We start from the raw sequence: 21,732 nt of genomic DNA, 5'->3' as shown, positions 1-21,732 counted from the left end.
ACACGCCATGATCGCATCGCCCAACCTTGACCAGACCAGCAAGCTCGCGCTCGACACCAACAGCCTCAACGGGCTGAAGAACAGCGCGAAAGCCGGCACGCCGGCCGCCATGAAAGAAGCGGCGACCCAGTTTGAGGCGATGTTCATCAATATGATGATGAAGAGCATGCGCGACGCGACGCCCCAGGAAGGCATGCTGGACAACCAGCAGACCAAGACCTTCACGACGATGCTCGACCAGCAGACCAGCCAGAACCTGGCCAAGCGCGGCGTTGGCCTGGCCGACGTGCTGGTGCGCCAGCTGAGTGCGAACCAGATGGGGCAGCAGGCGCTGGCCATTGGCGCCGATGGCATGGGCAGTGATGCTGCTGCTGGCGCTGGCCGCCTGACACCGTCGCTGAACAACGGCGCGGCCATGTATGGCAATGGCGCAGCGCTCGGTGCTGGCGCGGCCGCCGCCAGCAAGGCGCCGCCGCTGCCGGCAACGACCGAGACGGGCCGGGTCCAGGCGCCGCACGTGCGCGCGTTCCAGGAAAAACTGCACGAGCACGCGCATGCCGCCGAGCAGACCACGGGCGTGCCGGCCAAGTTCATGCTGGGCCAGGCCGCGCTCGAGACCGGCTGGGGCAAACGCATGATCAGGAACGCCGATGGCAGCAACAGCAACAACCTGTTTGGCATCAAGGCCGGGGCCAGCTGGAAGGGCAAGGTCGCCACCGCTGTCACCACCGAATACGTGAATGGCAAGCCGCAGACGAAGGTCGAGAAATTCCGCGCCTACGACAGCCCGGCCGATTCGTTCCGCGATTACGCGAACATGATCGCGAAGAACCCGCGTTACGAAAAAGTCATCGGCAGCAGCGACGCGGCCACCTTTGCCCAGGGCCTGCAGCGCGCCGGCTATGCCACCGATCCGAACTACGCGGCCAAGCTGACCCGCCTGATCAAGAATTCGCTGGCGTAATGTACACATGCGCACATGCGCCCGTTGACGCCATTCTTATGTCAGCCAACCGTCAAGTTTTCTGAAAAACTGCCGTTGACTGTACTGTCACAGAGAGAAAAAAATTATGTCAGGTAGCCTCCTCGCCATCGGTAAGACAGGGTTGTATGCAGCACAGGCAGCCCTCGCCACGACCGGCCACAACATCGCCAACGCGAACGTGGCGGGTTTCTCGCGCCAGACCGTGGTCCAGGCCACGTCGGCCGCGCTCGATACGGGCGTCGGCTTCCTGGGCACCGGGACCGAGATCGCGCAGATCAAGCGCTACAGCGACAACTTTTTGAACACGCAGGTACGTAACGCCCAGGCCAGCACCAGCGGCCTGGAATCGTACTACTCGCAGATCAAGCAGATCGACAACCTGCTGGCCGATACCACGTCGGGCCTGTCGCCGGCGATGCAGGGTTTCTTCAAGGGCGTGCAGGACATGGCGGCCAACCGCGCGTCGGTGCCGTCGCGCCAGGCGATGCTGTCGAGTGCCGAAACGCTGGCCACGCGCCTGCAAGACCTCGATTCGCGCCTTGGCGAAATCCGCACCGGCGTGAACGGCGAGATCGAAGCGAGCGTCACCGCGATCAACACCTACGGCACGCAGATCGCCAAGCTCAACGAGCAGATTTCCAATTTCGCCTCGTCGGCCACGCGCCCGCCGAATGACCTGCTCGACCAGCGCGACCAGGTGGTGCTCGAACTGAACAAGTTCGTCAAGGCCACCGTCACGCCGGGCGACAACAGCAGCCTGACGATTTCCATCGGCAATGGCCAGCCGCTGGTGGTGGGCAATGACTCGTTCCAGCTGGCGGCGATGGTGTCCCCGACTGACCTGACCCGCATGGAAGTGGGTTACCAGGTGGGCTCGAAAGTGGCGGTGCTGCCCGATGGCGCGCTCTCCGGCGGCAAGCTGGGCGGCCTGCTCGAGTTTCGTACCGAGACGCTCGATACCGCCCAGAGTTCGCTCGGCAAGATCGCGATCGGCATGGCCTTTGAATTCAACGCCCAGCACCAGCTGGGCCTGGACCAGAACGGCAACAAGGGGCAGCCGTTCTTCAACGTGGCGCCGGCGTTTGTTGGCGCGAGCATCAACAATGCCAAGGGCACCAGCACCGATCCGGCGGCCGAGCTGACCGCCAAGGTGACCGATCCGAGCAAGCTCAAGGACAGCGACTACGAAGTCACGTTCAACGGCACCAACTACAAGGTCGTGCGCCAGTCCGACAACACCGATGTGGGCACCGTCACGCCGGGCGCAAATGGCGTGGCCACGTTTGAAGTCGATGGCGTCGAGTTCAGCTTCAAGAACAATGCGCGCAACAAGGATACGTTCCTGGTGCGCCCGACCATCGACGGCGCTGCCAACTTCAATGTGCTGGCCAACGATGTTTCGCAGATCGCGGCCGCAGCCCCGATTCTGACCAGCATGCCGCTGACCAATACCGGCACCGGCAAGATCAGCGAAGGCAAGGTGTCCAAGGATTTCCTGACCGCACCTGCCGCGTTGCCGGTGACGCTGGAATTCGATGAAACCAACGGCAATCTGACGGGCTTCCCGGCAGGCATGGTCACCGTGGTCGACAGCAAGGGCATCTCGAGCCAGGTCAATTCTGCCAACGTCAAATTCGACAACGGCTCGACCTACAGCTTTGGCGGTGTGAGCATCACGCTGACCGGCAAGCCAGGCGACAACGACAAGTTCACGATCGCGGCCAACAACAGCGGCGTGGGCGACACCCGCAATATCGCCGCGCTGGGCGAGCTGCAGACCAAGAATATCTTCAACAACGGCACCGCCACGCTGACGTCGTCGTATGCGCAGATGGTGAGCCAGGTGGGCAACAAGACGCGCGAAGTGCAGGTCAATGCACAGGCCGGCAATGCCTTGCTGGCACAGGCCGAGGGTGCCCAGGCCGATGTGTCGGGCGTGAATCTGGATGAAGAAGCAGCCAATCTCATCAAGTACCAGCAGGCTTATCAGGCGTCGAGCAAGGTGATGCAGATCGCCGGCACCATCTTCGACACGCTGCTGTCGATCAGCCGCTAACGTAGCGAAAGAACATCATGCGTATCAGTACCGCGAACCTGTATGCCACCTCGACCAACCAGCTCAACACGCTGCAAAGCGCGCTCGCGCGCACGCAGATGCAGCTGTCGACCGACCGCCGCCTGCTCACCGCCGCCGACGATCCGGTCGCTTCGGCGCGCGCGCTCGAAGTGAGCCAGTCGCAGGAAATCAATGCCCAGTTCGCCACCAACCGCAACAGCGCGAAGTCATCGCTGGCGCAGGTGGAATCGACGCTGCAAAATACGGGCGATGTGCTGCAGGACATCCAGACGCTGGCCGTCACGGCCGGTAACGCCACGATGCTGCCGAGCGACCGCGAAAAGCTGGCGACCGAACTCGAAGGCCGGCTGGCCGATCTGCTGGGCATCGCCAATACCGCCGACGGCTCGGGTGGTTTCCTGTTTTCGGGTTACATGACTACGACGCAGCCGTTCACCAGCACCCCAACCGGCGCCGCCTACCAGGGCGATCAGGGTGTGCGCCAGTTGCAGGTGAGCGATTCGCGCAAATTGCCGCTGTCGGCATCGGGCAGCGCCATTTTCGAGGCGATCCCGACCGGCAACGGCAACTTCCAGACCCAGGCCGGCAGCGCCAACAAGGGCGCGGCGCTGATCTCGTCCGGTTCGGTCGTGGACCGCCAGGCATTCAACAGCACCAAGTACGGGATCGAATTTGCGGTCAGCACCGCCACGCCGCCGGTGACCACGTATTCGGTCTACAACACGAGCAGCAATCCGAAAGCCGTGGTCAGCAGCGGCAATGCCTATGAAGCCGGCAAGCAGATCACCTTTGGCGGTATGGCCCTGGACATCAAGGGCGTGCCGGCCAACGGCGACACCTTCAGTGTCGAGCCAAGCCAGAAGCAGTCAGTGTTTACGACCGTGACCGACCTGATCGCCACACTGCGCCTGCCGGGCGAAGGCTCGGCCGGCAAGGCAGCGCTGACCAATGGCCTGAACACGGCCATCGACAACCTGAAGAATGCGCACGACAACGTGCTGACGGTGCAGTCATCGGTCGGCGCCCACATGAAAGAGCTCGATTACCTCGACAGCACCGGCGACGACCTGGACATTCAGTACGCATCCACGCTCGACGACCTGGTGGGCCTCGACACCGTCAAGGCCATCTCGGACTTCTCGCAGCAGCAAATGACGCTGCAGGCGGCGCAGATGTCGTTCAAGACGATGTCGGGCCTGTCGCTGTTTAACTACCTTTGATCTTCGGCGCGACCTTACCGTTCACCTTCGGTGGTTCTTTCGCGGCGCGGATCTCTGCGCCGCAGTTCGTGTCGGGCGCCTTGTCGACGTTGATCAACGGGAGCAGGGCGGCCAGGGGATTGATCGCTGCCAGCGCCACGGCTGCACCGGCCTTGAGCGCCAGCGGCCCGGCATGCGGCCCCACCTTCGGATCCTTGAACGTGCCGCGCGCATACAACGGCGTGCGCAGCGACAGGATGCGCGCACCCTTGGTTTTTGGCCGCACGTCGACGTCCAGCTTCTCGGTCGCCAGGTCCACATAGCCGGTCGCGTTCACCACCGCATCTTCACTGTCGAGCACGAAGCGATCGATGTTCGCGCGGCCATTGCGCACCGTGGTGGTCGCTGCCACGCAGTTGAGCATGGTTTGCTTGTCGCCGAAAATCTTGACGTAGACGGCGTTGGCCACGTTCAGGCCGGCCAGTTCAAGGACGAACTGGCTGACCGTACCCTCGGTAACCACGGCATTGATCTCGCCCTGCGACGTGCCCAGCATGGCCGCCACGGTGTTGCCCTTGCCGACCAGCGCCCCATCGCCATTGATTTCACCAAAGGTCGCCTGCATCGATTGCAGCTTGGGGAACAGTTCGCGGATCTTCACGCCGCGCGCCGCCAGCCGGGCCGATGCATCGAGCACCTTCTCGCGACCGTCCAGCCGGATATTCGACGTGATGCGCCCGCCCGCCAGCGCAAAGCTCAGCGGAGTCAGCGTCAGGACTTTGTCCTTCATGCGGATCGTGGTCTCGATGTCGCGCAGCGGAATGTCGGCCGTGCGCAGGATCTGTTTACCAGTGAACTTGACCTCGGCATCGAGTGCGCCCCATTTGGCCGTGTTGAACTGGTCGACCGGCAGGGCCTTGCCCGGCGCCGGCGCCGTGACCTTGCCCGCGGCCTTCGTGCCTTCGCCCGTATCCGCGCCCACGGTCGGACCCAGATCGGCCAGGCGCAGTTGCTTCGATGTCAGTGCACCCGTCAGCAGCGGCCGCGGCTTGCGCTGGGCGTAGGCGAGCGTACCCGCGATATCGCTGGCGCCGACCTTGCCGGTGAAATCTTTATAGGTGAAGGTCCAGAAGTCGCCGTCCTTCTTGCCCAGCAAGGTGCCCTTGGTGGCATATGGCGGCGTTTCCGGCAGCAGCACGCCGGTCAGACCGTACAGGTCCGCCATGCTGGCGCCGGCCAGTTGCATCTGCAGGGCAAAGCCCGACAGCGAGCGCGGATCGCGGATGATGCCGCGCAGGCCGAGCTTGTTTTCGCCGGCCGTGGCTTCCGCTTCGATCGGGAAGCTGGTGTCGTCGCCGGTGAGCGAGAGCACCGCGCCGGCCTTGCCGCCACCGGTGATCTTCGCCTTGTTGTAGGTGCCGGCCAGTGTGAACGTCAGGCCATACGGCGGCACGCCTGCTGCCGTGGAGGCGGTTTCGCCGCCCTTGATCGAATCGGCCGTGGCGCGCAGGTCCAGGCCCACCGGCTCGTCGACGTAGCGCACCTTGGCGCTGTCAAAGGCAAGGCGCTGCAGATCGACCTTCCATTCGGAGGGGCCGTTGTCCTTGAAGGTCCACGAATTGCTGCCATCGGCGCGGCGCTGGACGGCGATGTCCGGATTGGCCAGGCGCAGGTCGGTGATCACGACATCCTTCGTGAGCAGCGGCAGGATGCGCACGCCGGCCTCGACGCGCTGGGCAGCGGCCATCTGCTTGCCGACCGTGCTCCAGGCGGGATTGCTCATGTACACGTTGTCGGCCGTGATATGCGGCTGCGGCACGAAGCGCCGCCAGCCCGTTTCGCCGTTGCGATCACGCTGGAACTTGACGTCCAGGTCACCGCGGATGGCAAATTCACGCCCGGTTGTCTCTGACACCTTGCGGTTGATGTACGGACGCAGCATGTTCCAGTCGAACAGCATGAGGAACAGGATCACTGCCACGGTGATGGCCAGCAAGATCCAGCCGGTAATTTTGAGAGGTCTGGAAAGAGTCATTGTCGATCGTGCCCATGAGTGGGTCAGCGGCTGGCGCAGCGAGGCACCGGGATCGTCAGGCTAGCAGGGTCCAGGCAATATTGTTGGTTGGCTAAGTCGCACTACTGCACAATTAATTGGTATTTTTTTACGCTTTACGGGAGGAGAGGGGAAATCCAGGACGAGGAGTGCCACGTGATTTTATGCTTTCTGGTTATCTCGATGCGGCTTCCATCGGGCTATACTGATTTTCTCCTTACCCGTTTGTCACGCTCATGCACACCGACAATCTGCTCGCCAATGCCTCCACCGCCGACCGGGTCGTCGCAACGGGTTTTGCAGCCACGGCCCCTGACACGACTGCGCCGAGAATAGTCTCGGTCAGCGCGACCGTCGACGGACCCCTCACGATCGTGTTCGATGAAGCGATCCAGGTGCACGGCGGCAGGCTCTGGCTGATTGCCGGGAATTATTCGACGACACTCGAATTGATCGACATGACCGGCCCTGCGGTGACGGTCAGCGGCAACACGCTCACCTACACCCCCGATCATCTGCTGGCGGTGCGCAGCTATAACTTGAGCTTAGGCACCGGCAGCATTGCTGATGCTAGCGGCAACCTCAACAACGATTTTCTATCCATGGGACCGTTCGAGATCAACACACTGCGTAATGGCGACACCGCGGTTTCCGGCCTCGGCGCCGAAACTCGCGGTCGTGTGATGGGTACCGATGCCAACATGCGCGACACGGCAGTCTTTCCCAGAGCTCTATCCGACTTCACATTCACCAAGACGGAGACCGGCAATACCGTGCCGATCCCCTGGGGCGGATATTCGGTGGAGCTGACCAGTATCGAACGCGCCCTGTTCACTGAAAGCAAGGACGCGCTGGCCCTGTCCATGGCGGGCAACCTGGGCCAGGTTTACCGCCTGTACCAGGCCGCGTTCGACCGTACACCCGACAAGATCGGTTTCGGTTTCTGGCTAGCGGTCAGCGACGCGGGCCAGACGTTGACGGCGATCTCGCAGAGCTTCATCGATAGCGCAGAATTCACCGACCTGTATGGCGCCAATACCAGCAATATGGCCTTCATCGACGCGCTGTATGACAACGTACTGCATCGCGACGGCGAAGCGTCCGGTGTGGCATTCTGGAATGCTGCGCTGGACCATGGAACCAGTCGCGCGGACGTACTCATTGAATTTGCCGAGAGCGTGGAAAATCGCGCGCAACTGGCAGACGTGATTGGCAATGGCTTTACCTACACGCCGTATGGGTGAATCGCTCGCGCTCTGGTAAGGCGCAGTATTGAATATCTGATCAAGCTCTTTCCCTGATTCACACGAGGAAAAACTCGAGCCCACGCGCCATGGCCGGGAAGGTTGCCGAACCGTGATCTTCATGCGCCAGCAGGTGGAACTGCACACGCGCCAAGGTGTTGGTCTTTCGTAGCCGCTCGCCCAGTTCGCGCGCGTTGTCCACCATGCGGCGCGTAGCGGCGATGGCGTCACGGCCCTGCAGCGGGCCGTTTGCCGTTGACGGTTGTTCCAGTGCGCCCACGGCCAGCATCAGCGACGGTTTCGCGGGCAGGGTGGCAATGCGCCGATTGAAACCGTCCAGGCCATCCAGTACCACACGCTCGCGGTACCAGATCGATGGGCTGGCCGCCAGGTACGTCTGGAACATTGCCGGGCGGGTGAACAAAGCGTGCAATGTGCACAGCCCGCCGTACGAATGACCATACAGCGCCTGGCGCGCTGGATCGAGCGGCGCCAGCGCGGCGATCAGCGTTTTGAGTTCGCGTTCGATAAAGTCGAGGAACAGATCGGCGCCGCCTTCCTTCGCAGGACCGCCCGCACCCGAGGGTGGCGTGTAGTCGCGACCACGCCCCATCCCGTAATCGAACTCACCCGGATAGCCGATGCCGACGACAACGGGCAGCGCAGCGCCCCGCGGCAGAATCGTGCGCGCCATCACCGCCAGCGTCGGGAAGGTCGCATTGCCGTCGAGCGCGTAGACGACCGGGTAGCCGGCGGGCGGGGGCGGGGTAGTCGGGATACTGACGAAGATGCGGTAGGTCTGGCCGGTGGTGGGTGAGGTGATGTCGAGCTGCCGGGCCTGGTGCAGCGTGGCGGGTTGCCACTCAGCTGCGGCGCGGGCCAGTGGGGTGGCGAGGGCAGTCAGTGCGGCAGCGGCGCCGAGGATGCGGCGGCGTGGAAATGAAACGGATGGCGGTAAAGATGATGTCATACACTGCAATATATATGAGAATGATTCTCATTTTAGCGCGAGCACTGCGTTATCGCGATGAACGCGACGATGATCCAGGGTTTTGCTTCATCGTCGCACCAAATGCATCGTCTACAGTGTGCCGCTGCATTTGGTGTCATGAGCAACTGCCAGTGTGGTCAGGCCTCAGCAGCTGCGATAGTACCCACTAACACGCGTGCCATTCTTTTTCGTGTATCCATTCACCCAACATCTCTTTCCCGTGGACGGCGTTGTGGGCGGAGTGTAGGTTGGCGGCGGTGTATAGACTGGTTTTTCCAGTGTGATGTCCTTCGCTTCACATGGCTTGCCATCTCGGTCTCGGTCGAGGTAAGTATGGCCTTGCAAATAGAGCAGGAACGCAGTTCGCGCCGAGACTGAACCGCATGAGTATCGCCCCGTGTCTGCCAGCACCGGAACTGACGGCATTGTTTCAAATGCAATGTCAGGAGCGTCACATGCAACACCATTCAGGTTTCTATCAAGATAGGTGTGACCTTTTGCGTACAGGTCTTGCGCGTTCCCGGTTCCAATCACCGAGCACCTGTTTTCACCACTATCAGCGATAATTGCATGGGCTACGACGGTTATTTTCCCAGGTGAATACGATGAAGAGATTGGGTCTCTGGCAGTAACTGCAATTTCATATTTGCCGGGCAGGTCCAAAGAAAGTCTCGGGCTGGCGATGTATGGCTCGAGAAAATCTGAGCGGCTTCCCGTAGGTTTGCTTACGATAGTCCAGTTGTAATAAATTTGATCACCATTGGCATCGGTTGAGCTGTAACCATTAACTTGAAAAGGTACGCTTACTGCCACATCGCTAGGCCCGGTGGCGTTTGCCACTGGAATGTACGCAATGCCAGGTTGAGCAAATGCCATTCCTTTGCTGATTGCCAGCGATGTTGCTGATCTGTTTTCAGGTGAATCCGCGAACGCTGACAAAATATCCGCGCGCTTGGCGCCGGATGCCAAACGACTCACCCAATAGCTGGATCCTGTTTGGTCAGGTTTGCGATGCAATACATTTAAATATAGATTTTCGACAAAAGTCGCATCGCTACTGTGCAAACCGTAGAGGCTCAAGGACTCCGCACTACTCAAAAATGCTTCAGCAATCGGGAAAATCTGGAATCCGTTTCTTTCGAAAGCGTCCTTCCAGTAGCCAAGACCGCTGACGTCAGGCGTTCGGCCGAAAGCCGCCTGATAGAGTCGGTAAATCTTGCCGGCTGGCCCATCCTGATCAAAAGACAGGGAAATATCTGGTAGTCGTATCTCGGTTTCCGTCGACTGAAATGAATTCAGCTGGCTCACCTTCGACGTTCCCGTAATTTTAGAATCAGACCATGCAATATCGTAAGCGCGTCGCTCTCCCGAAATCATCGCAGGAGATTTAACTGATGCACGTTCAGAAGACATCGAACTTGCAAGTATCGGGTTTTCTTGTGGCGCACTGCTGTCGCCTCCACAGGCGGATAACAGCGATATCAGAAGGAGTGAAACGATTTTTTTTGTAGAAAGGATAGGGGAAGTCACAAGCGCCAAAAGGTCATGGAAAGAATTGCCAGAACGATACCATGTATTTGCGATTTGGAAACTATCGAATACTATCCGTATTTCAAATGACTAAGGTAATCAGCTGGAATATCGCCACAAAAAAAATAGAACAGCCATTCAGGCAGTTGAATTGCGCAATGCAGGCGCGTTACCCCGGCGCTGGCACCACCGGCGTCGCTGCCGGCTGCGCACCCGCAGCCGCCGGCTGCGGATTGCTGGCGCGCGGCAATGATCTGCTGACTTCAATGCCCTGGTTGAACAGGTTGACGATCGGCGCGCCGAGGTACGGCAGCACCAGGCTCAGCGTCAGGAAGCCCACGCCCAGCGTGATCGGAAAGCCGATGCCGAAGATGTTCAGCTGCGGTGCGGCGCGCGTCAGGATGCCGAGGGCGACCTGCGTGATCAAGAGCGCAGCGATGATCGGCATGGCGATCTGCAGCCCGGCCGAGAAGATGCGGCCGCCCCAGCGCACCAGTTCCAGCGCCGTGTTCGATGAAAACGGGGTGTCGGTGATGGGCATCGTGATGAAGCTTTCGGCCAGCGCCTCGAGCAGGATCAGGTGACCATTCACGGCCAGGAAGGCCATCGTCGCAACCAGTGCCATGAACTGGCTGATGGCCGACGAGCGCCCGCGCGTGCTGGGGTCGAAGAACATGGCGAAGCCCAGGCCCATCGTCTGGCTCGAGACTTCGCCGGCGTACTCGATCGCGGCAAATACGATGCGCATGGCAAAGCCCATCGCCAGTCCGATGATCATTTCCTTGGTCAGGATAAGGAGGCCCGCCCACGAGGTCGGGTCGGCCGCCGGCACGGCCGGCACGAGGGGCGCGATGACGATCGCCAGCAGGATGCCCAGCGAGAGCTTGGCCCGCACTGGCACGCTGGCATTGCCGAACAGCGGGGCGGCAGCGATCAGGCCGAGAATGCGCGACAGCGGCCACAGCAGGCCGGCGATCCAGGCATTCATTTCCGCCGAGGTCAGCGTCAGCATCGGGCGCCTCCGGGAGTGCGCACGCGGGCCTTAGCCGATCAGGCCGGGAATACCCGTGAACACCTGGCGCATATAGTCCAGCATCACCGACAGCATCCACGGGCCGGCCACCACCAGCGTGACGAACACGCCGACCAGTTTCGGGATGAACGAGAGCGTGGCCTCGTTGATCTGGGTCGCAGCCTGGAAAATACTGATGACCAGGCCGACGATCAGCGCCACCAGCAACAGCGGCGCCGAGACCATCAGGGTCACTTCCATGGCCGTGCGGCCCATCGTCATTACGCTCTCGGGAGTCATCGCGCGGCGTCCTCTAGTAGAAGCTCTGGGACAGCGAGCCCAGCAGAAGTTGCCAGCCGTCGACCAGCACGAACAGCATCAGCTTGAACGGCAGCGCGATGACGGCCGGGGACATCATCATCATGCCCATCGCCATCAGGACCGACGCCACCACCATGTCGATGATCAAAAACGGAATGAAGATCGCAAAGCCGATCTGGAACGCCGTCTTGAGTTCACTGGTGACGAACGCGGGAATCAGTACGCGCAGCGGAATGTCTTCGGGGCCCTGCAGCGCCGGGGAGCGCGAAATCTTCACGAACAGCGCGAGGTCGGATTCGCGCGTCTGCTTGATCATGAATTCCTTGAGCGGCACGGCGCCCCGGTTCATGGCCTCGGTCATCTGGATCTGGTTGTTCTGCAGCGGCAGATACGCTTCGCTGTAGATGCGGTCGAACGTCGGCCCCATCACGAAGAACGTCAGGAACAACGCCAGCCCCACCATCACCTGGTTCGGCGGCGCGGTCTGGGTGCCAAGCGCCTGGCGCAGCAGCGAGAGCACGATGATGATGCGCGTGAAGCTCGTCATCATCAGGAGGGCAGCGGGCAAGAAGGTGAGCGAGGTGAGCAGCAGCAGCGTCTGCACCGGCAGCGAATACGCGGTACCGCCGTTGGCTGCCGGGCTGCTCTGGAACGCCGGGATGCCGGGCTGGGCCGCCGCGATCAGCGGCAGCAGGGCCAGGCCAGCGGCCAGCCACAGGTGTTTATGACGCATTGCGTTTGTCCATCGTGTTCTTGAGCCAGTCGGCAAAGCGTGTGGCGGGGAGACTGCCTTGTCCGGCGCCCGTGCCTGCACCCAGGTCGACGTCCTGGCGCGGCATCGTGTGGAGCGCGTTCACGCGGCCCGGGGCGGCGCCGACGACAATCCACTGGTCGCCCACTTCCACCACCATGATACGTTCGCGTCCGCCGATATTCAGCGCCCCGACCACGCGCAGGTTGGCCAGGCCGCCGCCCGGCTTGGGGCCGTAGCGCTTGAGCAGCCAGGCCAGGCCGATCAACAGGCCCAGCACGAGCAGCAGCGCGAAAATCGTTTGCAGCAGGCCGGCCGCGCCGGAGCCGCCCGATGCCGGCAGCGCGACTTGCGGCGGCGGGCGCATCGGCGTGATGGCAGGGGCGGTGGTCGTGGTGGATGGCGCCGGCGTGGTCGCTGTCACTGCCGCAGCTTCTACAGGTTCTGCAGGCACGGCAGCATCGCCCGGCAGCGCAGCAACCGGCGGTGCGGTCACGGCGGGCACCGTGGCCGGCGCCGGTACCGCGGGTGTCGCCGGCCGGCCAGTGGTGGTATCACTGGCTGGCGCTGCCTGCTGCGCCAGCGCGAGCGGCGCCGCCAGCAGCAGCGCCGCAATGGTCGTGGAATAGCTGGCGGCGGCGCGGCGTGCGATCATTTATTGAGTTTGCGAATCCGCTCGGATGGCGTGATGATGTCAGTAAGCCGGATGCCGAACTTGTCGTTCACGACCACCACTTCGCCCTGGGCGATCAGGCAGCCGTTGACCAGCACGTCCATCGGTTCACCCGCCAGGCCATCGAGCTCGACGACCGAACCCTGCGCCAGTTGCAGCAGGTTCTTGATGGCGATCTTGGTGCGGCCCAGTTCGACCGTCAGTTGCACCGGGATGTCGAGGATGAAGTCGATATCGTTCGGCGTTTCGTTGCGCGCGCCCTTGTTCGAAAAATCCTTGAACACGGCTGCGGCGGCCACCGGTGCGGCGGCCGCAGAGGACGTCTGGCGTTCGAGTGCTGCCGCTTCGGCCGCGGCCTGTTCGGCAATGGCTGCGCCCCAATCGTCGTCGATATTTTCCTGGTCTTCCTGATTGTCGGACATGGTGTTCTCCTGTGCGGCGGGCGCTGCGCGCCTCGCCAATATACCGATTACTTGTTGAATGTGTCGCTATTGGCGAGCAGCTTCTCGACCTTGAGCGCGTATTGCCCGCTGAAGACGCCGTAGCTGCAGTCCATCACGGGTACGCCGTCGACGGTGGCCTGCACCATCTCGGGCACCACGATCGGGATCACGTCGCCGATTTTCATGTTGAGGATTTCGTCGAAGTTGGCCTTGCCATGGCCCAGCACCGCCACCAGCTCGACTTCGGCGACCTGGATCTGCTGCGTCATCAGGCGCACCCAGCGCTTGTCGACTTCCAGCGCTTCGCCCTGCAGGCTCGAGGTCAGTGCATCGCGGATCGGCTCGATCATCGAATACGGCATGCAGAAGTGGATCTGGCCCGACACCGAGCCCAGCTCCACCGTGAAGGTGCACGACACGACCACTTCGTTCGGCGTGGCGATGTTGGCGAACTGCGTGTTCATCTCGGAACGGATGAACTCGAATTCGACCGGGAACACCGGCTCCCACGACTTGGCGTAGGCCTCGAAGATGATGTCGAGGATACGCATGATGATGCGCTGCTCGGTCTGGGTAAAGTCGCGGCCCTCGACGCGGGTGTGGAAGCGCCCGTCGCCACCGAACAGGTTATCCACCAGCAGGAACACGAGGCCCGGATCGAGCACCATCAGCGCCGTGCCGCGCAGCGGCTTCATGTGCACCAGGTTCAGGTTGGTCGGGACCACGAGGTTGCGGATGAACTCGCTGTATTTTGACACCCGCACCGAGCCGACCGATACTTCGGCGCTGCGGCGCAGGAAGTTGAACAACCCAATCCGCAAATACCTGGCGAAACGCTCGTTGATGATCTCGAGCGTCGGCATGCGGCCGCGCACGATGCGCTCCTGCGTTGCCAGGTTGTAGGTGCGGACCCCCGAGGTGTCTTCAGGCGCCGAGATGTCGTCCTGATCGCCGTTGACCCCTTTTAAGAGGGCATCGACTTCTTCCTGGGAGAGGAAATTATCGGCCATGTTTGTCTGGATTTACTGGATGATGAACGAGGTGAATAATACGTCGGACACTTCCTGTTCGTCGCCATCTTTCTCGAAGGGTTCGGTAATGGCCGTCCGGATCTCGGTGGCGAGCTGCTGCTTGCCCTCGACGGTGCTGATCTCGGATGCCTTTTTGCTCGACAACAGCAACAGCATGCGATTGCGCACGATCGCCATATTGTCCTTGACCAGCGTGGCCTGCTCGGCGCCCGCCACTTGCAGCGTGAACTGCACTTGCAAATACTGTTCACCGTTTTCCGGCTGCAGGTTCACGGTGAACGATTCGATCGGCACGTATTCGGCTTTCGCGTCCGGGTTCTTCTTTTTCTTTTTCTTGTGTTCCTTGGCCGGCGCGTCTTCTTCTTCGCCATGGGCCGCTGACCCCTGCGTGAAGTACCAGCCTGCACCGGCGCCTGCGCCCAGTACCAGCACGGCGGCGAGGATCATGATGATCAGCTTTTTCTTCGAGCCGGAAGGTGCCGCTGCGGTGTCCGCTTTCGGATCAGCTTTCATTTTCGGATTCGCTTTCAAGATGTGTCTTTGCCGCTGGTTGGTGAGGGTTCATCATTATGGCATTGTCGTGGAAAGATGCGTCCCAGCAAGCCTCGAATAGAGGGTGGAAGCCGTGGTAATCCGTGTGATTGTTGCTGAGGCGCGATGACAGAATAGAAAAGGGCGGCCGCGCGGCCGCCCCCGGGACACCAATGCGGCATCAGGCGAACAGATCGACCATGCCACGGTCGCCGATCGAGACGGTGCGCGTACGCGGCGCGACCTCGTTTACGGCCGGCGCGGCATCCTGGCTGTCACCCGTCAGGCCACCGGCGCCGCCCTGGCCGCCCTGCGCCCGGCGGTCACTGTCCTGCTGCTGCTGGCGCCCGTCGGGCACATTGGCGTCGACCGTGGCGTTGCCGAGCGCGATGCCGCTTTCGCTCATCATTTCGCGCAGGCGGGGCAGGGCGTTTTCAAGCGCCTGGCGCACGTCGAGCTGGTCGGACGAGAAGGCCACGGTGGCCTGGTCGTTGGTCACGTTCAGCACGATCTGCACCGGGCCCAGGTCGGGCGGGTTCAGGGTCAGCGTGGCCGCCTGTTCCTTGCCGACCATGTACACGATGCGCTGGCTGACCTGGTTGTCCCAGGCCTGGGTGCCCAGGCGTGCCGGGATGCGGTCGCCCGGCATCGCCGGATTGCCCGTGGCATCGACCTTGGCCGCCTGGGCCTGCAGTGCAGCCAGCGGGGCCGGGGCTTCTTCGGCCACTGGCAGTTGCTGCTGTTGGGTCTCGCGCAGCTGGGCCTGGAACTGACCGACATCCTGCTCGCCCTGTGGCAGCGCGGTGCCGGGTGCCTGGGTGGTGCGCAGGTCGGCAGGTGCCTGCTGCACGCCGCTGGCGAGTGCCTGGCCCTTGCCGCCGGCGGCGTCCGTGTCGTCGGTGGCGCCGGTGGTCATGGCCTTCATGTTGTCGAGCGCCGTTTCGAGCGCCGTCAGCTGTGCGTCGCCTTCCGTGGCGGCGCCGGCTGCGGCGGCGTCGGTGCTGATGGTGGCAGCAGCGCTGGCCGGCTGGTTCAGGCTGGCCATGAAGGCGAGCATGTCGGTGACCGGCGTGGTGGCTGCCGCTGCCGCCGCGGCCGCTTCTGCTGCGGCCGCGTCGTCGGCATCGCTTGCTGCATCTGCCGTGTTGCTGCTGGCCGCCTGCGTGGACTTGGCGTCACCGTCGTGCATTGGCGGGCGGATGGTCGAGCGGGTCGGGCCGTCGCGTACCGGATCGCGGTTGGCCGGTTTGTCGGCGTTTGCCGGTTTTGGCCCTTGCGCCGGTTTAGGTTGCGCCGCTGGTTGCGGCGGCGCTGCCGGCTGGCGTGTGGCCATTTCACGGTTCAGCGTGGCGCTGAATCCGCCAGTGCCGCTGCTCCGTGCTGCGTCGGCCAGGCGATCGGGCGTGGCCGGACGCTGCGTCGTGGCGTTGGCGCCGGTGATCTGGAACGGAAGGGTGTTGGTCTGCATCGTCATGGTGGACTCGACTATCGACGTTGGTTCAGCGTTGTTTGTAACGGGCGCCACGGGCTGCGTGGTCATCCATCTGCTTCTGGTCGCGCTTGTTCTCGACCTTGAGTGCTTCGCTTGCTGCGCGTTCGTTCAGCGTGCGGTAGGACAGGCGCTTGCGCTCGCTTTCCTGCCAGGTCGTGCGCTCGAACGTCGCCTTGTTCTGCGCGTGTTTGAGCACTTCGCGCTGGCCATTCAATGCGTGGTCCAGCTTGCCGATGAAGGCAACGAAGTTGTGGTACGCGAAAGGCGTGATGCCGTCCATCTGGGCGGTGTCGAGCTTGCGCGCGTATTCGTCGCGGTAGCCGACCAGCATGGCCAGCTTCTGTTCGGCGTCCTCGACCAGTTTCAGGGCCGCACCGAGCCGCTTGGCGGCCGCGTCGGAATCGCGTTGCGCCAGGTCGATCAGTGTTTCGAGAGCGGAAGCTTGTGCCATGGTGAATTACATTCTACCGGCATGACGTTGCCCGCAATCACTAGAATAACGTGGTCAATCGCCCCAAGCTCTCGGGAAGCGACGCGTTGTCGTGGATTTCCTGGCACAGGAATTCCTCGATCTCGGTGTTCTTGGCAATCGCCATGTCGAGCACCGGATCGCTGCCGGCCGCATACGCGCCCACGCTGATCAGGTCGCGCGAGCGCTGGTAGCGCGAATACAGCTGCTTGAGCTTGCGCGCCGCCAGCTGGTGCTCGTGCGTCGTGATCGAGTGCATGGCGCGCGAAATCGATTGTTCGATGTCGATGGCCGGATAGTGGCCCGCTTCGGCCAGGTGACGGTTGAGCACGATGTGGCCGTCGAGAATACCGCGCGCCGCATCGGCGATCGGATCCTGCTGGTCGTCGCCCTCGGACAGCACGGTATAAAACGCCGTGATCGAGCCGCCACCTTCCAGGCCGTTGCCGGCCCGTTCGACCAGCACCGGCAGCTTGGCGAACACCGATGGCGGATAGCCCTTGGTCGCGGGCGGCTCGCCGATCGCCAGCGCGATTTCGCGCTGCGCCATCGCGTAGCGGGTCAGCGAATCCATGATCAGCATGACGTTCTTGCCCTGGTCGCGGAAGTACTCGGCAATCGCGGTGGCGTAGGCCGCGCCCTGCAGGCGCAGCAGTGGCGGCGAGTCGGCCGGTGCTGCGACCACGGCCGAGCGTGCGCGGCCTTCCGGGCCCAGGATCTGGTCGATGAATTCCTTCACCTCGCGGCCCCGTTCGCCGATCAGGCCGACGACGATGATCTCGGCTTCGGTGTAGCGCGCGATCATGCCGAGCAGGACCGATTTACCGACACCGGTACCGGCAAACAGGCCCAGACGCTGGCCGCGGCCGACCGTCAGCATCGAATTGATGGCGCGCACGCCGACGTCGAGCGTGTCCTTGATCGGCGCGCGGTCGAGCGGATTCACGGGGCGGGCGTTCAGTGGCGCCATGTCGGACGTGCCAAGCGGCCCCAGGCCATCGAGCGGCCGGCCGGCGCCATCGACGACGCGGCCCAGCAGCTGGATACCCACCGGCAGGTGGCGCGCGCGGTCTTGCGGCCGGCGCCGCCCGTGCGGCACGCTGCCCGGCGGCGGCAGCACGCTTTCGACGGGGAACACGCGCGAGCCGGGCACGACGCCTTCGGTGTCGCTTTGCGGCATCAAAAAGAGGCGCTCGCCCTCGAACCCGACCACTTCGGCCTCGATCTGGCCGCTGGCGGTGGGGATCGTGCAGGCCGCTCCCACGGCCAAGCGCAGGCCGACGCATTCCATCACCAAGCCCGCCACGCGCGTGACGCGGCCCGAAATCTGCAGCGGCTCGGCAAAGCTGACGAGCGTGTCGCAGTCGCGGATATACGCTTTCCAGCGCGCCGTGTGGCGGTCGTGCGAAGACACCTCGGGCGGGTGCAGGGTGGTGTGGTCGTCCATGTTACGGGCTCAGCCAGTCGACATTGGCGGCCAGTGCGTGGGTCAGGCGTTGCCAGCGGGCCTCGACCTGGGCATCGATCTGGTTGCTGGCCGTTTCAACGCGGCAGCCGCCGCGCGCGATTGAGCCATTCTCGACGATGCGCCAGCCACCGGTGGCCAGTTCTTCGGCCATGCCATGGCGCACCAGTTCGGCGTCTTGCGGATTGAGCATCAGAAGGGCGGGCTGCTGCAGGATCGGCAGCTGGTTGATGGCGTCGCGCACCACCGACATGATCAGTTCGGGCCGCACGTCCAGGCCGGTGCGTACCATGCCGCGCGCAAGGCGCAGCGCGAGGTCGAGCACATCCTTGGCGATTGTCTCGTCGGCCTGCGCCACGGCATTGCCGAAGCTGGCGGCGACCGTGCGCAATTGTTCGAGTTCTTGCATGGCGGCCTGTTCGCCCTCGGCGCTGCCGGCAGCGAAACCTTCGGCATGCCCTTCGGCGTGGCCTTCAGCGTGGCCCTGCGTGCGGCCTTCGTCCAGGCCCTGCGCAAAGCCTTCCTGGCGCGCCGCCTCGCGCATCGCTTCGAGTTCTTCGACGCTGGGCAGCATCACGTTCGGCGGCAGGCCGAGGCCGAGGCTGTTCAGGGACACGCCCGCCGGCGCTGGGGGCGGGGATGGCTGCTCAGCAGCGCGCCGGGCAAGCGTGCTGGGGCGCTCGTCGCCAAACGAGGCCATCTCCCAGCGCTGGTAGGCGCTCTGCTGTTCTTTTGAAATTGCCATCAGACGAACGAATCCTCTCCTTTACCACCCAGGACGATCTGGCCTTCATCGGACAGTCGCCGCACGATCTGCAGAATCTGCTTCTGCTGGGATTCCACTTCAGACAAGCGCACGGGACCTTTCGACTCCAGGTCTTCGCGCATCATTTCGCTGGCACGCTGCGACATATTCTTGAACACCTTCTCGCGCAGATCCTGCGAGGCGCCCTTGAGCGCAATGATCAGCATGTCGGACTGTACTTCACGCAGCAGCAACTGGATACCACGATCGTCGATATCGATAATATTGTCGAACACGAACATCTCGTCCATGATCTTCTGCGCCATGTCGTTGTCGTAGTTCTTGATGTTGTCCATCACGGCCGATTCCTGCTCGCCGCTCATGAAGTTCAAGATCTCGGCCGCAGTACGCACACCGCCCAGCGACGACTTCTTGATGTGCTCATTGCCTGACAACAGCTTGGTCAGCACGTCGTTCAGTTCGCGCAGCGCCGCCGGCTGCACGCCGTCGAGCGTCGCGATGCGCAGCACCACGTCGTTGCGCAGCCGTTCCGTAAAGTTTGCCAGAATTTCGCAGGCCTGGTCGCGCTCGAGGTGGACCAGGATCGTGGCGATGATCTGCGGGTGTTCGTTGCGGATGAGTTCAGCAACCGACACCGAGTCCATCCACTTCAGGCTCTCGATGCCCGACGCGTCCTTGCCGCCGAGAATACGGTTGAGCAGCACGGCCGCCTTGTCGTCGCCCAGCGCCTTGGTCAGCACCTGGCGGATGTACTCGTCCGAATCGAGGCCCACGGTCGAGTGCAGATTGGTCTCGGTGACAAAGTCTTCGAGCACCGTGACCACCTGTTCGTGCTGCACTGCCTTCATCTGCGCCATCGCGGCGCCCAGCTTGAGCACTTCGCGCGGGCCGAGGAACTTCATCACCTCGGCCGCTTCGGCCTCACCCAGGGCCAGCATCAGGATGGCGGCCTTGTTGGTATTGTCTTTGTCTTTATCACTCATTTGAACCCAACCATCCCTTGATCACGTTGGCGACGATGCGCGGATCCTTGCTTGCCAGCTCTTGCGCCATTTTCAGGTTGGCGCGGTAGCCCATGTCCTGGCGTATCTTTTCTTCTTCCTTGATCGCTTCTTCGGCTGGCGTGTCGGCGACTTCTTCTTCGGCGTTCTCGTCCTTTTCTTCTTCCTTCGGCTCTTCCGGCACGGCGGTGGCTTCGTCGAACTTCTTGATGGCCGGGCGCAGCAGCGGGCGCAGGAAGCGGAAGTACAGGAAGGCGATCACGGCAGCCACGAAGGCATAGCGGGCCAGGTCCTTGAACAGCGGGAAGTTCGCCGGATCGCTCCACCAGGTCGGTTCTACCACTGCCTCGGCCGGTTTGTCCACGCCGTCGAACGGCGCGTTGGTCACGTTCAGCGTGTCGCCGCGCGCCTGGTTGTAGCCCATCGCCTGCTTGACCAGCTCATTGATCTGGGCCACTTCGGCTGCAGCCAGCGGACGCACGGTGACCTTGCCGGTGGCCGGGTCGACGATGCGGCGGTGGTTCACGACCACGCCAACCGTCAGGCGCTTGATGCCGCCCATCGGGCGCTGCTCGTAGCGGATGGTCTTGTCGACTTCGTAATTCGTCGTCGAGTTCTTGCTGGTCGGGGCGCTCGGCTGCGCGCCTTCGGCCGGCGGTGCGCCCTCGATCGGCGCCGTGTTCACGCCTGGCGGCTGATTCGACAGCGCGCCCGGCACGCCGGATGCCGCGCCACCTGCGCCGACCACTTCCGAACTCTGCGTGCTGCGGATCGCCTGTGGCTCGGGTGGCGAATTTGGCTTGTACATTTCGGCGGCCGTATCGACCTGGGCAAAGTCCACCTCGGCGGTGGCTTCGGCGCGCACATTGCCTTCGCCGACGAGCGGCTTGATGATCGACTCGACCTGCTTGATGATGTTCTGCTGGACCTGGTCAACGTACTTGAGCTGGGTCGGATCGAGCGACTTGCCACCCGCGCCCTTGTTGCTGGTATCGGACAGCAGCGCGCCGTTCTGGTCGACGACGGTGACGTTGCCGGTGGTCAGTTCCGGCACGCTCGAGGCGACCAGGTGGACGATGGCGCTGACCTGGCCCGGATCGAGCGCGCGGCCCGGCTGCAGGTTCAGCAACACGGACGCGGTCGGCTTTTGCTGGTCGCGCACGAAGACGGACGGTTTTGGCAATGCCAGGTGGACGCGCGCGGCGGCGACCGAACCCAGCGACTGGATCGAACGCGCCAGCTCGCCTTCGAGCGAGCGCTGGTAATTGACCTGTTCCAGAAACTGCGAGACGCCCAGCTTCTGGTTTTCCATCAGCTCGAAGCCGACGTTGCCGCCTTTCGGCAAGCCCTGGGCCGCAAGCTTCAGGCGCAGGTCGTGGATCTGCTCGGCCGGCACGAGGATCGCGTTGCCGCCTTCCGAAAACTTGTACTGCACACCCATCTGGTCGAGCGACGCGGTAATGGCGCCGCCATCACGGTCGCTATAGTTGGCAAACAGGATCCGGTACTCCGGCGCCTGGCTCCACATCCAGACCGCAATCATCAACGCCAGAATGAGCGCGACACCACCACCCACGGCAACGCGCTTGCCCATGGTCGTCTGGAAAAACGACGGGGTAGCGGGGGCCGGCGTGCCTGGTGGCGTGTCGATAAGGTTTTCAGCAGTTGCTGCCATGGTGGAGGGGCCTGGTCAAAATG

General features: G+C 62.8%; 20 protein-coding genes. 4 read left to right on the top strand and 16 right to left on the bottom strand.

From position 1 onward, the window contains the following. Positions 1-7: 7 nt before the first annotated feature. From flgJ to flgL, 3 genes are all read left to right on the top strand, one after another. Positions 8-964, top strand: coding sequence for a flagellar assembly peptidoglycan hydrolase FlgJ (gene flgJ, locus AC56LW_RS03860; protein WP_499631818.1), 957 nt, complete (start codon positions 8-10; stop codon positions 962-964). Between the two features lie 106 nt (positions 965-1,070). Further along, entirely contained in the window at positions 1,071-3,041 is a 1,971-nt protein-coding gene (gene flgK, locus AC56LW_RS03855; RefSeq protein ID WP_499631815.1) for a flagellar hook-associated protein FlgK, read from the top strand. A 17-nt stretch (positions 3,042-3,058) separates the two neighbouring features. After that, on the top strand, positions 3,059-4,282 hold the full coding sequence (gene flgL / locus AC56LW_RS03850) for a flagellar hook-associated protein FlgL (RefSeq protein ID WP_499631812.1): 1,224 nt from the start codon (positions 3,059-3,061) through the stop codon (positions 4,280-4,282). Here the strand turns inward: flgL and AC56LW_RS03845 are convergent. Continuing rightward, complete coding sequence (locus AC56LW_RS03845; RefSeq protein WP_499631809.1) at positions 4,269-6,296, bottom strand: AsmA family protein; 2,028 nt, start codon at positions 6,294-6,296, stop codon at positions 4,269-4,271. The genes flgL and AC56LW_RS03845 overlap by 14 nt on opposite strands. A gap of 254 nt (positions 6,297-6,550) precedes the next feature. Between AC56LW_RS03845 and AC56LW_RS03840 the strand changes: the two genes are divergently transcribed. Continuing rightward, positions 6,551-7,558, top strand: coding sequence for a DUF4214 domain-containing protein (locus tag AC56LW_RS03840; protein ID WP_499631806.1), 1,008 nt, complete (start codon positions 6,551-6,553; stop codon positions 7,556-7,558). Positions 7,559-7,616: 58 nt separating this feature from the next. On the opposite strand, the gene AC56LW_RS03835 is transcribed toward AC56LW_RS03840, so the two are convergent. The 15 genes from AC56LW_RS03835 to fliF all read right to left on the bottom strand — a co-directional run bounded on the left by AC56LW_RS03835 (position 7,617) and on the right by fliF (position 21,709). Further along, positions 7,617-8,528, bottom strand: coding sequence for an alpha/beta hydrolase (locus tag AC56LW_RS03835; RefSeq protein ID WP_499631803.1), 912 nt, complete (start codon positions 8,526-8,528; stop codon positions 7,617-7,619). 165 nt (positions 8,529-8,693) lie between these two features. Further along, entirely contained in the window at positions 8,694-9,962 is a 1,269-nt protein-coding gene (locus AC56LW_RS03830; protein ID WP_499631800.1) for a DUF4214 domain-containing protein, read from the bottom strand. 286 nt (positions 9,963-10,248) lie between these two features. Next, positions 10,249-11,091 (bottom strand): flagellar biosynthetic protein FliR, encoded by an 843-nt coding sequence (fliR, locus tag AC56LW_RS03825; RefSeq protein WP_499631797.1) that lies wholly within the window; start codon positions 11,089-11,091, stop codon positions 10,249-10,251. A gap of 30 nt (positions 11,092-11,121) precedes the next feature. Continuing rightward, positions 11,122-11,391 (bottom strand): flagellar biosynthesis protein FliQ, encoded by a 270-nt coding sequence (fliQ, locus tag AC56LW_RS03820; protein WP_332532384.1) that lies wholly within the window; start codon positions 11,389-11,391, stop codon positions 11,122-11,124. Between the two features lie 13 nt (positions 11,392-11,404). Then, complete coding sequence (fliP, locus tag AC56LW_RS03815; protein ID WP_258835324.1) at positions 11,405-12,145, bottom strand: flagellar type III secretion system pore protein FliP; 741 nt, start codon at positions 12,143-12,145, stop codon at positions 11,405-11,407. Beyond that, on the bottom strand, positions 12,135-12,818 hold the full coding sequence (gene fliO / locus AC56LW_RS03810) for a flagellar biosynthetic protein FliO (protein WP_499631794.1): 684 nt from the start codon (positions 12,816-12,818) through the stop codon (positions 12,135-12,137). The genes fliP and fliO overlap by 11 nt, the downstream gene beginning before the upstream one ends. After that, the gene (gene fliN, locus AC56LW_RS03805) at positions 12,815-13,258 is read right to left on the bottom strand and encodes a flagellar motor switch protein FliN (protein ID WP_332532382.1); all 444 of its coding nucleotides are present in this window, start codon (positions 13,256-13,258) and stop codon (positions 12,815-12,817) included. Before fliN ends, fliO begins: the two co-directional genes overlap by 4 nt. A 47-nt stretch (positions 13,259-13,305) precedes the next feature. Further along, on the bottom strand, positions 13,306-14,289 hold the full coding sequence (gene fliM, locus AC56LW_RS03800; protein ID WP_183555716.1) for a flagellar motor switch protein FliM: 984 nt from the start codon (positions 14,287-14,289) through the stop codon (positions 13,306-13,308). Positions 14,290-14,301: 12 nt separating this feature from the next. Then, complete coding sequence (gene fliL / locus AC56LW_RS03795) at positions 14,302-14,823, bottom strand: flagellar basal body-associated protein FliL (RefSeq protein ID WP_499631791.1); 522 nt, start codon at positions 14,821-14,823, stop codon at positions 14,302-14,304. Positions 14,824-15,022: 199 nt separating this feature from the next. Continuing rightward, positions 15,023-16,315, bottom strand: coding sequence for a flagellar hook-length control protein FliK (locus tag AC56LW_RS03790; protein ID WP_499631788.1), 1,293 nt, complete (start codon positions 16,313-16,315; stop codon positions 15,023-15,025). A gap of 25 nt (positions 16,316-16,340) precedes the next feature. Continuing rightward, a complete protein-coding gene (gene fliJ / locus AC56LW_RS03785) occupies positions 16,341-16,784 on the bottom strand; it encodes a flagellar export protein FliJ (protein WP_332532379.1) in 444 nt (147 codons plus the stop codon). Between the two features lie 40 nt (positions 16,785-16,824). Then, positions 16,825-18,249, bottom strand: coding sequence for a flagellar protein export ATPase FliI (gene fliI, locus AC56LW_RS03780; RefSeq protein WP_499631785.1), 1,425 nt, complete (start codon positions 18,247-18,249; stop codon positions 16,825-16,827). Position 18,250: 1 nt separating this feature from the next. Continuing rightward, a complete protein-coding gene (gene fliH / locus AC56LW_RS03775) occupies positions 18,251-19,012 on the bottom strand; it encodes a flagellar assembly protein FliH (protein WP_499631782.1) in 762 nt (253 codons plus the stop codon). Then, positions 19,012-20,016 carry a flagellar motor switch protein FliG gene (gene fliG, locus AC56LW_RS03770; protein ID WP_183555710.1) on the bottom strand — a complete coding sequence of 335 codons (1,005 nt, stop codon included), beginning with the start codon at positions 20,014-20,016 and terminating at the stop codon, positions 19,012-19,014. Before fliG ends, fliH begins: the two co-directional genes overlap by 1 nt. Beyond that, positions 20,009-21,709 (bottom strand): flagellar basal-body MS-ring/collar protein FliF, encoded by a 1,701-nt coding sequence (fliF, locus tag AC56LW_RS03765; RefSeq protein WP_332532376.1) that lies wholly within the window; start codon positions 21,707-21,709, stop codon positions 20,009-20,011. Before fliF ends, fliG begins: the two co-directional genes overlap by 8 nt. Positions 21,710-21,732: the final 23 nt, after the last annotated feature.

It is taken from the genome of Telluria sp. LT2P80 (assembly GCF_059685955.1).
This window is presented reverse-complemented; position numbering and strand designations above follow the sequence as displayed.

Excerpts from the sequence above, each read along its gene's own strand:
- fliO (WP_499631794.1), bottom strand. The coding sequence starts at position 12,818 with ATGATCGCACGCCGCGCCGCCGCCAGCTATTCCACGACCATTGCGGCG.
- fliQ (WP_332532384.1), bottom strand. The coding sequence starts at position 11,391 with ATGACTCCCGAGAGCGTAATGACGATGGGCCGCACGGCCATGGAAGTG.
- fliH (WP_499631782.1), bottom strand. The coding sequence starts at position 19,012 with ATGGCAATTTCAAAAGAACAGCAGAGCGCCTACCAGCGCTGGGAGATG.
- flgK (WP_499631815.1), top strand. The coding sequence starts at position 1,071 with ATGTCAGGTAGCCTCCTCGCCATCGGTAAGACAGGGTTGTATGCAGCA.
- fliL (WP_499631791.1), bottom strand. The coding sequence starts at position 14,823 with ATGAAAGCTGATCCGAAAGCGGACACCGCAGCGGCACCTTCCGGCTCG.
- fliI (WP_499631785.1), bottom strand. The coding sequence starts at position 18,249 with ATGGACGACCACACCACCCTGCACCCGCCCGAGGTGTCTTCGCACGAC.
- fliM (WP_183555716.1), bottom strand. The coding sequence starts at position 14,289 with ATGGCCGATAATTTCCTCTCCCAGGAAGAAGTCGATGCCCTCTTAAAA.
- fliN (WP_332532382.1), bottom strand. The coding sequence starts at position 13,258 with ATGTCCGACAATCAGGAAGACCAGGAAAATATCGACGACGATTGGGGC.
- fliR (WP_499631797.1), bottom strand. The coding sequence starts at position 11,091 with ATGCTGACGCTGACCTCGGCGGAAATGAATGCCTGGATCGCCGGCCTG.
- fliP (WP_258835324.1), bottom strand. The coding sequence starts at position 12,145 with ATGCGTCATAAACACCTGTGGCTGGCCGCTGGCCTGGCCCTGCTGCCG.
- flgJ (WP_499631818.1), top strand. The coding sequence starts at position 8 with ATGATCGCATCGCCCAACCTTGACCAGACCAGCAAGCTCGCGCTCGAC.
- flgL (WP_499631812.1), top strand. The coding sequence starts at position 3,059 with ATGCGTATCAGTACCGCGAACCTGTATGCCACCTCGACCAACCAGCTC.
- fliJ (WP_332532379.1), bottom strand. The coding sequence starts at position 16,784 with ATGGCACAAGCTTCCGCTCTCGAAACACTGATCGACCTGGCGCAACGC.
- AC56LW_RS03790 (WP_499631788.1), bottom strand. The coding sequence starts at position 16,315 with ATGACGATGCAGACCAACACCCTTCCGTTCCAGATCACCGGCGCCAAC.
- AC56LW_RS03835 (WP_499631803.1), bottom strand. The coding sequence starts at position 8,528 with ATGACATCATCTTTACCGCCATCCGTTTCATTTCCACGCCGCCGCATC.
- fliF (WP_332532376.1), bottom strand. The coding sequence starts at position 21,709 with ATGGCAGCAACTGCTGAAAACCTTATCGACACGCCACCAGGCACGCCG.
- fliG (WP_183555710.1), bottom strand. The coding sequence starts at position 20,016 with ATGAGTGATAAAGACAAAGACAATACCAACAAGGCCGCCATCCTGATG.
- AC56LW_RS03830 (WP_499631800.1), bottom strand. The coding sequence starts at position 9,962 with ATGTCTTCTGAACGTGCATCAGTTAAATCTCCTGCGATGATTTCGGGA.
- AC56LW_RS03845 (WP_499631809.1), bottom strand. The coding sequence starts at position 6,296 with ATGACTCTTTCCAGACCTCTCAAAATTACCGGCTGGATCTTGCTGGCC.
- AC56LW_RS03840 (WP_499631806.1), top strand. The coding sequence starts at position 6,551 with ATGCACACCGACAATCTGCTCGCCAATGCCTCCACCGCCGACCGGGTC.